We start from the raw sequence: 13140 nt of genomic DNA on the forward strand, positions 1-13140 counted from the left end.
GCCGGTCTTCGGGGGTCTCCGCCCCGGGGGAGGCGGAGACGGCCCGGCGCCAGGGGGCGCCGGACCGGGAGGTCGGAGCCGAGGGCGGCCCCGACTCGGACAAGCTTCACGCCGTACAGCAACAGATCCTCCGTCCCCCGTCTGCCGTCGAGCCGACGGCTGGCGAGGCAGCCGTGCAGAGCGTGCAGCCGACGATTCGCCGTTTCACCGGCACCAAGCGGACCGTCCGCGTCGGCCCGCTGCGCTTCACCGGCGACGAGAGCGCCTCACTCCAGGAGGCTGCCGCCGAGCACGGCTACAAAGGGGAATCCGGCTTCGCCGCGGACATCGTCCTCGCCTTCATCAACGGCCGGTTCACCGCGAACCTGCCGCTGTCCGAGGACCGCCGCCGCACCCACATGTTCCGCGCCCAGATGCTGCGCGAAGTCAACCGGATCGGCGTCAACGTCAACCAGATCGCCCGTGCCCTCAACAGCGACCTCACCCCGCTCGACGCACGTGACCGCCTTGAGGAGCTGCACTACCTGCTGGAGCTGATAGCCGAGGCCCTGCGCGAACCCGCAGAATTCAGGAAGGACCAGGCCGCGTGATCGCCGCCATCAAACCGGCCGGAGCCAACACCCGCGGCCTGCTCGCATATCTCTACGGACCCGGCCGTCATGACGAACATCTCGACCCGCACATCGTCGCGGGCTTCGCCATGCTCGGGATGCCCGACCCAGGCCGCGACCAGGACGCCACCCTCACCCAGCTTGCCCGCCACCTCGACGAGCCCGTTCACCTTCGGAATGGCGAGTTCGGAAGGCAGGTCACCGACCACGTCTGGCACTGCCCCGTCCGCGCAGCCCCCGAGGACCGGCACCTCTCCGATGCCGAGTGGGCCGACATCGCCCAGCGGATCGTCGAAGCCGCTGGCATCGCCCCGCCCGGCGACGACCTGGCGTGCCGGTGGGTCGCCGTGCGCCACGCGGACGACCACATACACATCCTCGCCACCACCGTCCGTGAGGACGGCCGACGGCCCAAACTCCACGACAGCGGCATCCGGGTCGGCGACGCCTGCCGCCAGATCGAGACCGATTACGGCCTGCGCCGACTGAAGAAGGGCGACCGCACCGCCGGACGCCGCCCCACTCAAGCGGAGATGCACAAGGCCGAGCGCCTCGGCTGGAAGGAGACCAGCCGCGACTGGCTCCAGGACCGTATCCGCGCCGCCATCCCTCATGCTGGCAGTGCCGCGGAACTCCTCGCCTATCTCGAAGCCGACGGCATCGCAGTCAAGCCGCGCCGCGGACCGTCCGGAGATCTCCTCGGCTACGCCGTCGGCCGCCCCGGCGACCTCAACAAGGACGGCGAACAGATCTTCCACCCCGGCGGAAAGATCGCTCCCGACCTCACCCTCCCTAAACTCAAGGCCCGCCTGGAAACCACCGCACCAGAGGAACACCCCACAGCCCGCCGAGCACGGCCAACCACCCCCTGGCACCAGGCCACCGACGCTCTCGACACCTTCCACTCCGACATGGCCGACGACACCCACGCCCAGGCCCACATCATGGCGCTCGGCGAACTCATCGAGGCCACCGTCCAGAAGGCCCCTGACCACTTCCGTGCCGACCTGCGAGCCGCTTCACGGGCCTTCGCCCGCGCGCAGCGCTCCCAGATTCGGGCCGAGAACCAGGCCGCCCACACCCTGCGTCGGGCAGCCCACGACATCGCTCACACGGCCACCGGCCCCGACGGCAGTGCCTTGGCCGCTCTGCTCGCCGCTCTTGTCTGGGCCACGATCGTCGCCGCCCGTTGGCACGAGGCGAGGAGCCATGCCCACCAGGCCGAAGCCGCCCGCCAGACCCTCCACCACCTCCAGGCCGCGGCCGACCAAGCCCTCACGCCTGTCGTCGGCAGCCTCGCCGCCCGCGGGCCGAGTGATCAGGCCCGCCGGACTCTCGCCCACGACGTACGAGCCGCCGTCCCCGACCACGCCGACCGCATCCTCACCGACCCCGCCTGGCCGGCCCTCGCCACCGTCCTCGCCGACGCCGAGGCCGGCGGTCACAAACCCCACCAGCTCCTCAAGGAGGCCGCCGCCCAGCGCGAACTGCACACCGCCCGGCAGCCCGCCCGCGTCCTGCTCACCCGCATCCAGCACACCGGACGGAACCCCGTGCCCAACCGCCGAGCGGAGGTCGCCCGCCGCCGCTCCACCATGGCGTCGACTCTCAACGCACACCAGGCCCGGAATACCCAGCCCACGGCACCCGCGACGCCTACCGATCAACGCCACCGACGCCACTGAAGGCCACAACCACCGCAGCGCACACAGAGGGTGCCGACCCCTCAATCCGCTACGCCGCCAAAGCCGATACCAGGTGTCGCCCCCTCTTCCTCGATGACGCGAGCGATCTCAGGCCACGGAGCGCGCAAGGCACCGAAGAGCGACCAGTAGTCGTAGGCGGCTCGAACCATGGCGCCGACGCCGAGGCGAGTGGCTTCGGGATCGATGGCGCCCATGACGCGCCGTGTGATTCCGCCGGCACCCCGAGCTGCTGGGGCGATCCCGTGGCCGAGCAGGAGCGTGGCGGTACGGAGGGCATCCAGCGTCGGTGGTGTCGCCATCTGCGCGAAGCGCCCAAAGATCAGGGGGTGCCAGCTCGCCCTGGTACGCGCCCAGGCCAGGCGTTCCAGCCCAGTGCCGAGGTCAACGGCCATCCGGTCCGGGTGATCCGTATTCCACAGGAGGACGATGTCGCCGAGGGTGAGGCCCAGGTGGCGGAAGCGCAGTGTGATGCCTTCGACCTGTCGTCGGCGCCACGGGGTGAGTGTTCCGTAGATGCTCAGGTGCCGTGCGTGGAAGCCGAGTTGGGAGAGAACGGTCAGCCAGCCGTTGAGGATGGCGCCGTACTCGTCCAGGCCGCCTATGGGTTGGACTCGGGAGACGTTGACGAAGGAGGTCAGGAAGCCGTCCATCAACTGGCCTTGCGCGTCCCGTTGGCCGGTGAAGCGGACGACCGGCTGCGGGATGAATCCGCTTCTATACGTGCGGGGTTGGCCGTCCTTGAGGACCGGGTCCAGGGCCTGGATAGCGGAGATCGTCAGTTCGGTCTCCCTGCCCCACCGGAGCGGGAGGCAGGCGTCACGTGGGGCGCCGTCCCGCGCGAAGCCGGCTTCCAGGGAGTCGAGGATCTCCCTCCACGTGGGTGATCTGCGTGGCGGCTGGTAGAGGCTGCCCCGGTGCGGGTGAAGGATCTCGATGTGCGGGCCGTCGGCCGTGAACTCCCAGTGGGGGCCTAACGCGGCGCTCAGTACGCCGGGTATCCGCTGGGCCAGGTCGTCTCCGACGGTGCCGGTGGCGCGGGTCAGCACGATCGGGCCGACATTGCCTGGAAGTGGCGCGCCGGGTCGAAGCGCTGCATTCCGATCGCCTGGACGCGCTGGTGGTCGAGGCTTTCCGCCTGTTCGATCGCGTCGGCGAGCCTTCGTGCCGCGGTCTCGTCCTCCTCCCTGGGGTCGACGACCGCGACCGCGCCCGTCTCGTCGCACAGGGCGGCGTGGGCACAGGTTCCTTCGCGCCAGGTCAGGGCGGCCATAGGGGTGCCGGCGCGGAGGGATTCGCCGAAGACCGCGGCACCGGCTTCCACGTATGTGCGGGCGTACGTGTAGACGAAGATCGAGGCGTCGGCGATGGCTGCGGTCTTGGCGGATCCGCCGAGTTCGCCGATCCACTTCACGTGGTCGGCGCTGAAGAGCCGTTCGTGGCGTCGCACGTACGCCTCGTCGAAGACGGGGCCGACGATCCGAATGCGGCGCCCAAGGATCTGGGCCGCCCGCACGGCGATGTGCGGTGCCTTCTCCTCGTCGATCCGGCCGAGCCAGATGAGATCGGTGCCCGCGGTGGCCGGCGGCTCCTCCTCGTCGAGGCCGAGATGGACGGCGAGCTCAGGGATCGGCCGGTGGTCCGCGTACCGTTCGATCATCTCAGGCGAGTAGCAGTAGAGCCGCGAACGCTGGCCGTCGAAGGCGGTGGCGGTGTGCTGGAAGACGGGCGAGTGCTGGAAGGTGGCGACGTCGCAGTCCAGCTCGTTCCAGGTGCGCGTCCACGCGGGAAGCGACGGGTACTCGTGGCCGACGACCAGGAGGTCGTAACCCGTGTCGCGCAGCTCGCGCTCGGCGAGCGATCCGGTGGAGATGTCCTCCAGGCGGACCGGCTTGCGGACCCAGTCGTGCTCCAGGTCCGTGAGCCAGCCCGGCCCGAAGAGGTGTACGTCGGCGCCTGCGGCACGGGCACCTACGGCGACCGCCCACAGCCATCGTTCGATCCCGCCGTATCCGGCGGGTGGAAAGGCGTAGCTACCAGGGAAGTCGCAGACGCCGACGAGCACGTTATGCCTCCGGTGTTCCGTCCGCCGAGATACGGCGGAAGCCGAGATACGGGAAGAGTGATTCGGGCAGGACGATCGAGCCGTCCTGCTGCTGGCACTGCTCGAGGAGCGCGGCCAGGGTGCGGCCGACGGGCAGACCGGAGCCGTTTAGGGTGGCGACGAGCTTGGGCTTGCCGTCCTCGCCGCGGGTCCGGATGTTCGCCCGGCGGGCCTGGAAGGTTCCGAAGTTGGAGACCGAGGAGATCTCGCGGTACGTGTTCTGGCTCGGGATCCAGACCTCGAGGTCGTACGTGAGCTGGGCGGAGAAGCCGGTGTCGCCGGCGGGCAGCTTGATGACCCGGTAGGCGAGGCCGAGCTCCTTGAGGCACGCCTCGGCGTGGCCGACCATCTCCTCCAGCTCGGCGTCCGCCGTCTCCGGGGCGACGATCTTGACCATCTCGACCTTGGCGAACTGGTGCTGGCGGATCAGACCGCGGGTGTCGCGGCCGTACGAGCCGGCCTCGGACCGGAAGCATGGAGTGTGCGCCGTGAACGCGAGCGGCAGCTCGGCGGGCGGGATGATCTCGTCCGCGTAGAGGTTGGTCAGCGGAACCTCAGCCGTCGGGATGAGGAAGAGCTCCCGGTCGGCGACACCGGTCTTGAACAGGTCCTCCTCGAACTTCGGGAGCTGGCCGGTGCCGGTCATGGTCTTGCGGGTGACGAGGTAGGGGACCGCGTACTCGGTGTACCCGTGCCGGCGGGTGTGGATGTCGAGGAAGAGTGTGGTCAGGGCCCGCTCCAGAGCGGCGCCGGCGCCACGGGAGACCGCGAAGCGCGGGCCGGACAGCTTCGTCGCGCGGCCGAAGTCGAGGATGCCCGTGGCCTCTCCGAGATCGACGTGGTCCTTGGGCTCGAACGGAAACACGGGAGGCGTGCCGACGCGCCGGATCTCGATGGCGAACCCCTCGGAGTCGCCATCAGGCGCCGAGTCGTCGGGCAGGTTCGGGATGCTCAGGAGCAGATCACGGAGCTGGGCTTCGATCTCTTCCTGCCCCGCTTCGATGTCGCGGACCTGCTCCTTGATCTCGCGGGCGCGCTCCTTCAGCTTGCTGATGTCGCCGCCCTGCTTGGCCGTCTGCTGAACCTCACTCGCCACCCGCTTGGACTCGGCCCGCAGCTCGTCAGCCGAGCGGATGTTCTGGTTCCGACGAGACTGGAGCGACTCCAGCTCGGACAGGTCCAGGGAGTAACCGCGACGAGCGAGCCGACGAACCGCTTCGGCACCCATTTCAATCAGGGCGCGGGCATCATGCATGAGGAAGATCCTTCTGATCCGGCGAGTGGTGGGATACGGGATCGACGGTAGCAACCGCGGCCCCGTCGCCGATCCGCATTACCTCCCTGTCACCGGAGCCGACCGCGTGATCGAGAACGCGAGTGTCAAGATCGTTCATCAGGCCCCCCACGAATGCCGGCAACTCGTCATCGGGGATGGCGACGGGCTCGATGTACGGGGCTTCCGGGAAGAAGAGGGGCATGGCCCCGCCAGGAGTTCGTTCGCGGTGCCACAGAAGCAGGGAGACCAGCAGGCCGTGGGCCACCAGGACGCGGGGCCCGGGGTGCTCCAGGGCCGCGAGCACCCCGGTGAGCATCCTGCGGATGCCCTCGCGCTGCGACTCGCTGCCGCCGGGCGGGCGCTCGTGGGCGCCGTGCCCGTCGAGCCAGACGGCGTATTCCAGGAACGGGTTTCCCTCGAATTCTCCGTAGTCGAGTTCGTTCAGCCGAGGATCGGTGATCAGTTCCGGCCCGGGGACTCCCATCAGGAGGTTGGCGGTCTGCTGAGCGCGGGGGAATTCGCTGGCCAGCCACGTTTTCACGCTGTGGAGGGGGACGCTGCTCCATCCCCTGTTCAGCGACCGGCGGCCTTCCTCGCTCAGGCGGATGGGCTTGGTCGGATCGCCGTTGACGAGATAGCGCCGGCTGTAGTTCGTCTGTCCGTGACGGAGGACGTAGGTCGTCATGATCGGTTCCTTGGGGTCGGCGCCGACAGCCACGCGAGGACGTCGGCCATCCTCGGCGCGCGCGGATCATCGGTGTCGAGGTAGAAGAGCAGGCCGTCCAGGGCCAGGGCCCTGCACCATGGCGCCAGGACGGGCACGGGGATGCGGGAGATCCGGGCGGCTGTGGCCAAGCGAGTGTCCGTGCCGTGCCCGAGGTCGTAGTACACGGTCCAGAAGGCCCAGTCGAAGGCTGCGTCGCCCACCATCGGCAGGGGATCGATCAGGCGGGGGTGGCCCAGCCAGTCGAAGAGGACGTTCTCTCGGTAGAGGTCCGCGTGCAGGACGGTGGATCGAGCGGAGTCCTCCTCCAGGGCCACGAGGGCCGGGACGGCCGCGTCGACGTGCTCCTGCCACGGGCTGGCGTCGACCGATTCCAGTCGGCGCCGCACCCTGGGGTGTACCTCCTGGTGGAGGTACGTGGTCAGGAGCGGAAGGTGACGCGGCCGGCGCCGACGGCGGCCGAAGGTGTGGAGGCCCTGGAGGGCGGCGGCCACGGTCGGAAGCTCGCGAGGCGGTCGCTCGCCGCCACCGGGGCTCTCTCCGATCATCTCCAGGGCCGCCACGGCCAGGTCGTCCGCCGCCTCGACGACGCCCGCCGTTGGCCCGCCCGCCCACAGGCGTAGGGCATTGACCTCGTTGCGGAACCGGGCAGGATCGGCCCACGCCTTGAGAAGCAGCGGACGCCCGTCGAAGGTGCCGGCCGTGACGACCACCGAGGCGTGTCCGGCGTCGTGGTAAGTCCCTAGCGTGAGCTTCCAGCGCTCCGCCGCGCGCTCCATCAAGGTAGGAACGGCGTCGAGCCAGCCGGAAACTCCCGGGCCGTAGTGCGTGACCAGCCGCCGTCGGCATTCCTCGGAGACCTCGCCGAGCGTCCGCTTCTCCATCAGCTCAGCACGATCCCGTCGGAGACCAGCTCGTCCGTGAGGGCGGGGAAGCCCTCCAAGGATTCGGCGACGAGGGCCTGGATCTTGTCAGTCTCGACCTCCGGGGAGGACAGCCGGACCAGGATCCGCCACGGCTGGTCGAGGCGCTGGCCGGTGGTGCTGACGAGGTGCACCTCCGCGTGCCCGTCGGTGGCCTCGTGCAGCCGCTGGGCCAGGCGCTGGGCGGCGATGTTGTAGAGCTTGCCGACGTGGTAGACGGGGTTCTTGCCGTTGGCACCCTCCAAGTTCATCGGCCGCAGTGGCGTGATCAGTCCGTTGACCCGGTTGCCGCGGCCGACGACGCCCTCGTCGCCGGACTCGATCGAGCTGCCTGTGTAGGTGAGGTACAGCTCGTCCTTCTCCGGCACGTCGCGCGCGTTGAGCCGGAAGCGCGTCTCGGCTCCGGGCAGACGGAGGCTGGCCAGCCGGTGGCACTCGGCGAGGACACTCTCGGTGTTCCGCACGTACTCCGCGCGGCTGGCGACGAGCCGCGACTTCTGCGGGATGCAGAGGACGACGTCCGCCTGCTCACCGTCCCAGTAGCCCATGAGCTTCACGTCCGATCCGCACCACGCGTGCGAGAGAGTGAAGTCGCTCTCCCCGGAGAAGTGGTCCACCAGCTCGCGGACGAACGACTCGAAGGGGTTCTCCGGTGCCCAGCCGGTTCCGAGGGAGGTGTCGTTCGACAGCCGGACCCGGCGCTCACGCAGGTCGTCGATGGAGCGGGGGTTGAACCAGCGGGTGCGGTCCGGCACCGCGTCACCGGTGAGGACCGCTCCGGGGCTGGAGTTGCTGGTGATGTTGAAGGTGATGTTGAGGTGCTCCGACACCTCCGGGAGCCGCTCGGCGAAGAATGCCCTGACCTCGGCCTCGACGATCTCCTCGACGGGGATCTCCTCGCCCCCGCACATGGGCGCGGCCCGCCCGTTGACCAGGACGCGCACAGGGGCTGTCATGCGGCCGGCGCCGTAGCGGACCTCGCTGGCACCGCCGAGGAGGGCGAGCTTGTCGAAGTTGTGGTGCATCACCGCGCCGAGGCGCTCGACGGTGTAGCGGCTGTACGCGCGGGACAGCCGCTCGGCGAGGTGGTCGGCCAGGGTGTCCGGGTGACCGAGCCCCTTCCGCTCGACGATCGTGGTCGCACCGGGCTTGGCGGTGCCCGTCTCAATGGACAGGTAGCCACCCTCGGTCGTGATGGTTTCGCGCATGACAAACTCCGATCTCTCGGCCTGAGGAAGACGGGTGGGACGGATGAACGCCCTTGGTCAAAGCCGTTTGCCACGGGCTGAGTTGCTCGCATCGCCCTGCGGCGTTCTCGGTCTGCTGCGACAGTAGCCAGGGCACCCCAGGGCACCCCGGAAAATCCTTCCGGGGTCCACTTCGGCCACGAGGTGATGATCAGGACATGCGCGGGATGACACAGAACCTGACCATCGGGGAGCGCGTCGCCTGGTACCGGCGTCGGCGCGGCCTCTCCCAAGAGGTCCTGGCCGGCCTTGTCGGCCGGACGACGGACTGGCTGAGCAAGGCGGAGAACAACAGGATCGAGCTTGATCGCCTTTCGGTGATCACCTCACTCGCCGACGCGCTCGACATCTCCCTCGGAGACCTGCTTGCCGAGCCGACCCTCATGGAGTGGTCGGCCGACAGCGGGCGCCGGACCGTCCCTGCGCTGCGCGAAACACTCATGGACTACAAGCAGCTCACCCCTTTACTGAGCCTCGCAGCCGAGGATGAGCCACCTGCCCTGCAGGACCTTCGAGGCAACGTGCGCGATGTGCTCGATGCCTACCAGGCATCCCGGTACGGCTTTGCCACCCGACGTCTCCCCCTTGTCCTGGCCGATGCCCTCGCCGCGTCCCGCGCCTACTCGGGGCACGAGGCGGAGGAAGCCCACGTGCTGCTCGCTCTCGCCTACCACGGGGCGGCCATGGTGCTGGGCAAGCTGGGAGAGCCCGAGCTGGCATGGATCGCCGCGGACCGGGGCCTGGCAGCAGCGCAGTCCAGCGGCCGCAGCGAGGTTACGGGTTCGCTCTTCCGAGCAGTCACGCACTGCCTCCTGGCCACCGGGCGCTTCACAGCCGCGGTCCAGCTGGTGAACGACGCGGCAGCCGTCATGCAGCCGGAGTTGGGCGACGCCAATAGCGAGTACCTCTCGGTGTACGGCACACTGTTCCTCGCCGGCGCGATGGCTGCCGCGCGGGCAGATGACCGGGCGACCACGCAGACCTTCCTCCGCGAAGCCGACGAGGCCGCGCAACGACTCGGCGCCGACGCCAATCACATGTGGACGGCCTTCGGTCCGACCAACGTAGCTATCCACTGCGTGGCCACCGCCGGCGAACTCGGCGACATCCAGATCGCCGCAGATCTGGGCTCACGCATCGACACGAGCGCCCTGCCGGTGGAGCGGCGCGTACGACACAGCCTCGAAGTCGCCAGGGCGCTGAGCTCCTGGAACCGCACCGACGAAGCCCTGGCCGTCCTGCTGGAGGCCGAACAGGCAGCGCCCGAGCAGGTGCGCCACCACCACCTGAGCCGGGAACTGGTCATCGGCTGGATACGTAGCACCCGGGGCCGGCCTTCCCATCCTGTGGCAGATCTGGCCCGTAGACTGGGCGTCGTCGCGGGCAGCTAGAGTCCGAACCGTGAGCGAGAACGAGCACGAAGCGAAGATGGCCCGCCCCCGCATGGCTGCCGGCGCTCTCTTCTTCGACGAAGCCGATCGAGTCCTCCTCGTCGAACCGTCCTACAAGGACTACCGCGACATCGCTGGGGGCTACGTCGAAGAAGGGGAGTCGCCTCGGCAAGCCTGTGTACGTGAGGTCCAGGAGGAACTCGGCATCGCACCGCACATCGGCCGCCTGCTAGTCGTCGACTGGGCGCCGAACCCCGGAGAGGGAGACAAGGTCCTCTACCTCTTCGACGGCGGTCGCCTGAGCTCAGAAGACCGCCGCCGGATCGTCCTGCAGGCAGACGAGCTCCGCGGCTACGACTTCCACGACGCCGACCAGGTGCCAGACCTCACCATCCCCCGCCTGGCTCGCCGAATTGCCGCGGGAATCAAGGCCCGGACGAACGGTCTCACCTGCTACCTCGAACACGGGGAGTCACCGACAAGGGAGAGCTGACCCGTTACGGCAAGCGAAGCTGTTCGTCCAGTGGCACGGTCGCTGGAGGAAGCGTGGTGATAAGCAATTCCTCGGCTGATCTCTTTCCGGAACGTCCAGCTGCCGAGTAGCGCGTGGCGACCAATCTCTTGGTAATCCGCCACTGCCGCACGCCGAGAGTCTCGCGATCGACTTCTGACGGAGTCATTCTGGATTGCGCGTAAAGCCACTTACTCTGCATAAGCATGGGGTGATTATCGTAGCTTAGCAGCCAGCGGAACTGTGCCCTCGTTCGCAGGTAGCTTGCGAGACTGAGGTGAAGTGGATCAGCGGACGTCTCGACACTCGAACCGCCGCCGTAGCCGCCACGGGGGTCGAACGAAGTTCGGTACAAAAGGGAAGATTTTTCAATATACGGAGGATCTAGATAGGCAACCACGCGAGACGGTAGGAGTTGCGGATAATGCTCGGGAACATCATCCAGGGTCTGCCGCCAGTCCTTGCACCATACGTCTACTAGACGCCCGATATCGTAGAGATGGCCAACATACCTAAGTCGCTCGGCGAGGGCATCGGGATTCCAGCGACATCCAATGGGGTAGTTGCTGGTCTGAGCGCGACCCCCAATAGGTCCAGCCTTGCCATGCAAGATCCCGGAAAAAGTGGTCCGATTAAGGAACAGGCATTGCGTGGCCATGCTGAGGCGGCGATCCTGCGATGTCATCGCCGGACGCGGAGACCATGCGCGCCAGTAATCCCATCGGCTTACCGCCGAGGCGCCACCATCGCGAACATACCTCTTCCATTCCTCGTGCATTCGGTCGATGAGTTGTTCGGTGTCGGCGGCGGCCGCTTGCCAAAATGCCGTAACAAGAGGGTCGGCGTCTGCGAGTAGGATGCGGTCTACGATTCCCTCGCCGATGGATCGCAATGAGGCTGACGCACCGCCGGCGAAGGGCTCGACTAGAAGGTTGACCTCGGGAACCTCCCGAGACTGTTTCGCTGATGTGATCACTCGCGAAATCACGGGAGCTAGTGAGGACTTGGCGCCTGGATAGCGCAAGGGGGACTGATAACGCCCCTGGGAGAGTGCGTGGGAGATGGGTTCCAACTGCTGGGGCAGCGGGCGCGTCTGGGTATGGATCGCCTCGTCGGCGCCGAAGAAGGTGGCAATCCGGGCAGGGCCGCTTGCGGCGGTAGTAGTCGCCGACGAGGTCACAGAGGTCACCTGCCTATCTTGCCGGACGCGTGAGTGATCCGGAACATGATCGACCTACCGCTTGAAGTACGTGGGTGGTTGGACCGCCTGGAGGTGGGGCTTCAGGCCAGGGATGTTCTGCTGGGCCATCATCGTCAAGACTGAGCGTCCCACGCCGAGAGGCAGTGCCGCGGCCGAGTGTGCCAGAGCGATGGGCACGACGGCATGCCGATACATGCGAGTCCTCAGGGAGTCGAGAACCTCACATATCAGGCGGAGCGTCGGATATGCCTCCCACCCTTCCACTTCGGGGCGGTTGCCGTCGTACGGCGATAGCCCCGATCTAGGGAGAACCGTGATGACTAGAGGGTCGCCGGTTCGAGTGCGGTAGATGAAGCGGCGTCCATAGAATTCGTCCACGCCGTACTCGTTACCTTCGGGACGTCCGGAGATTCTATTGATGTAGGCGTTGGTAAGCCGCATGACGTGACCCGGCGGAATTAGATCCTTGATCAATTCTGCATGTTCAACGAAGGCGCCCGACTTCTCGATTCCGACGATAAGAGGAGGGATGAGTCCCTGATCTGTGCACCAGTCGCTCAAGTTGCCGAGGTGCTCCTCGAACCTTCGCTTGAGCGGGGCAAGCGGGCCGAACAAAGCCAGCGGCCCATCAGTGATGAAGAGGGTGTGCCGGAGAACCTCAGGAGCGGTATCGGCGAAGAAATTCAAGTAGCACACCGACATCAGTCGCTCGGCCACGTTCATGACGCGCCCGAGCGGAGTGAAGTTTGAACCCTCTACGTTGTATTCTTCGTGGGTTCGTAGCACATCCGAGAGGTAAAGGTGTGCGTTGCAGGCGGGGCATGAGCCGCCTTGTTTTCCAGCCGAAAGCGCGAGGCTGCTACCCGCCTTTTGTCCACACCCAGGGCAGACGCGCAGGCCGATCCCGGACGCCGGCTTGCCGCGCGTGCCGTGCAGTGCGAGAAGTCCATCTGCGAGGGTCATCTCGGTGTTGGAGTCGAAACGGGAACTGTGAAGAAAGTCGTTGAGTTCCACGCGCCAGGTGTCTACGCCGCTCATACCTGGGCGAGTCAACTGAGATCCAGGTAGAGCGACGTCGAAGGCGTATTCAGAATGAGACTTGCGAACCTCACGTGGGTCGATGTGCTTCACTCGTGAAAGGCTGCGAAAGACATCCAGCCGAACCACGGAACCCGCAACCCGGAGGTAACCGACCTTTACGGTTGGATGGTCACGGGTGGTGTCTACTTCGGTGTCCGAGCCGTCGACGGTGATGGAGAAATCAACTTCATCAAGCTTACCGATGAGGGGCAAGTCTTCGAGGGGTGAACACAGTTCAGCAATGCCATCCTTGCCATTGGGGCGAGCGCTGGTGATGGTCCAGCGCTGGAGGGCAGCCTTGACGGCTTCGTTCCTCGCCGTCTCCACGTGGCCAAGCCTGGAAGCCTTCTCGCCATCGTAGGGCACGAG

12 protein-coding genes are annotated in these 13140 nt (G+C 67.1%); 4 read left to right on the forward strand and 8 right to left on the reverse strand.

The features are described 5' to 3' along the window. The first annotated feature begins 182 nt into the window (after positions 1–182). On the forward strand, positions 183–590 hold the full coding sequence (gene mobC, locus ABZ861_RS23105) for a plasmid mobilization relaxosome protein MobC (RefSeq protein ID WP_361633032.1): 408 nt from the start codon (positions 183–185) through the stop codon (positions 588–590). Further along, on the forward strand, positions 587–2296 hold the full coding sequence (locus tag ABZ861_RS23110) for a mobilization protein (RefSeq protein WP_361633034.1): 1710 nt from the start codon (positions 587–589) through the stop codon (positions 2294–2296). The genes mobC and ABZ861_RS23110 overlap by 4 nt, the downstream gene beginning before the upstream one ends. A 41-nt stretch (positions 2297–2337) precedes the next feature. Here ABZ861_RS23110 and ABZ861_RS23115 read toward each other — a convergent pair whose 3' ends face one another. Genes ABZ861_RS23115 through ABZ861_RS23140 form a run of 6 tightly spaced genes read right to left on the reverse strand, consistent with a single transcriptional unit; the run spans position 2338 to position 8549 of the window. Further along, positions 2338–3363 carry a hypothetical protein gene (locus tag ABZ861_RS23115; RefSeq protein WP_361633036.1) on the reverse strand — a complete coding sequence of 342 codons (1026 nt, stop codon included), beginning with the start codon at positions 3361–3363 and terminating at the stop codon, positions 2338–2340. Next, positions 3357–4379, reverse strand: a complete 1023-nt coding sequence (locus ABZ861_RS23120; RefSeq protein ID WP_361633038.1) for a glycosyltransferase — start codon at positions 4377–4379, stop codon at positions 3357–3359. The genes ABZ861_RS23115 and ABZ861_RS23120 overlap by 7 nt, the downstream gene beginning before the upstream one ends. Before the next feature lies 1 nt (position 4380). After that, complete coding sequence (gene serS, locus ABZ861_RS23125) at positions 4381–5673, reverse strand: serine--tRNA ligase (protein WP_361633040.1); 1293 nt, start codon at positions 5671–5673, stop codon at positions 4381–4383. Further along, on the reverse strand, positions 5666–6379 hold the full coding sequence (locus ABZ861_RS23130; protein WP_361633042.1) for a histidine phosphatase family protein: 714 nt from the start codon (positions 6377–6379) through the stop codon (positions 5666–5668). Before ABZ861_RS23130 ends, serS begins: the two co-directional genes overlap by 8 nt. Next, positions 6376–7302 carry an aminoglycoside phosphotransferase family protein gene (locus ABZ861_RS23135; RefSeq protein WP_361633044.1) on the reverse strand — a complete coding sequence of 309 codons (927 nt, stop codon included), beginning with the start codon at positions 7300–7302 and terminating at the stop codon, positions 6376–6378. The genes ABZ861_RS23130 and ABZ861_RS23135 overlap by 4 nt, the downstream gene beginning before the upstream one ends. Continuing rightward, on the reverse strand, positions 7302–8549 hold the full coding sequence (locus ABZ861_RS23140) for a methionine adenosyltransferase (RefSeq protein WP_361633046.1): 1248 nt from the start codon (positions 8547–8549) through the stop codon (positions 7302–7304). Before ABZ861_RS23140 ends, ABZ861_RS23135 begins: the two co-directional genes overlap by 1 nt. Before the next feature lie 206 nt (positions 8550–8755). On the opposite strand from ABZ861_RS23140, the gene ABZ861_RS23145 reads away from it, so the two are divergent. Further along, positions 8756–9979 (forward strand): helix-turn-helix transcriptional regulator, encoded by a 1224-nt coding sequence (locus tag ABZ861_RS23145; RefSeq protein ID WP_361633048.1) that lies wholly within the window; start codon positions 8756–8758, stop codon positions 9977–9979. Positions 9980–9989: 10 nt separating this feature from the next. Further along, positions 9990–10472, forward strand: a complete 483-nt coding sequence (locus ABZ861_RS23150; protein ID WP_361633050.1) for an NUDIX hydrolase — start codon at positions 9990–9992, stop codon at positions 10470–10472. 4 nt (positions 10473–10476) lie between these two features. Here the strand turns inward: ABZ861_RS23150 and ABZ861_RS23155 are convergent, their stop codons facing one another. Both ABZ861_RS23155 and ABZ861_RS23160 read right to left on the reverse strand, forming a co-directional pair. After that, complete coding sequence (locus ABZ861_RS23155; RefSeq protein WP_128636986.1) at positions 10477–11679, reverse strand: DNA adenine methylase; 1203 nt, start codon at positions 11677–11679, stop codon at positions 10477–10479. 45 nt (positions 11680–11724) lie between these two features. Continuing rightward, the gene (locus ABZ861_RS23160; RefSeq protein WP_361633053.1) at positions 11725–13137 is read right to left on the reverse strand and encodes a hypothetical protein; all 1413 of its coding nucleotides are present in this window, start codon (positions 13135–13137) and stop codon (positions 11725–11727) included. Positions 13138–13140 lie beyond the last annotated feature (3 nt).

The organism is Streptomyces sp. NPDC046985 (genome assembly GCF_040644415.1).
GTDB lineage: Bacteria > Actinomycetota > Actinomycetes > Streptomycetales > Streptomycetaceae > Streptomyces.

Bases quoted from the DNA above. Each gene is read 5' to 3' on its own strand.
- serS (WP_361633040.1), bottom strand. From the start codon at position 5,673: ATGCATGATGCCCGCGCCCTGATTGAAATGGGTGCCGAAGCGGTTCGT.
- ABZ861_RS23130 (WP_361633042.1), bottom strand. From the start codon at position 6,379: ATGACGACCTACGTCCTCCGTCACGGACAGACGAACTACAGCCGGCGC.
- ABZ861_RS23135 (WP_361633044.1), bottom strand. From the start codon at position 7,302: ATGGAGAAGCGGACGCTCGGCGAGGTCTCCGAGGAATGCCGACGGCGG.
- ABZ861_RS23140 (WP_361633046.1), bottom strand. From the start codon at position 8,549: ATGCGCGAAACCATCACGACCGAGGGTGGCTACCTGTCCATTGAGACG.
- ABZ861_RS23145 (WP_361633048.1), top strand. From the start codon at position 8,756: ATGACACAGAACCTGACCATCGGGGAGCGCGTCGCCTGGTACCGGCGT.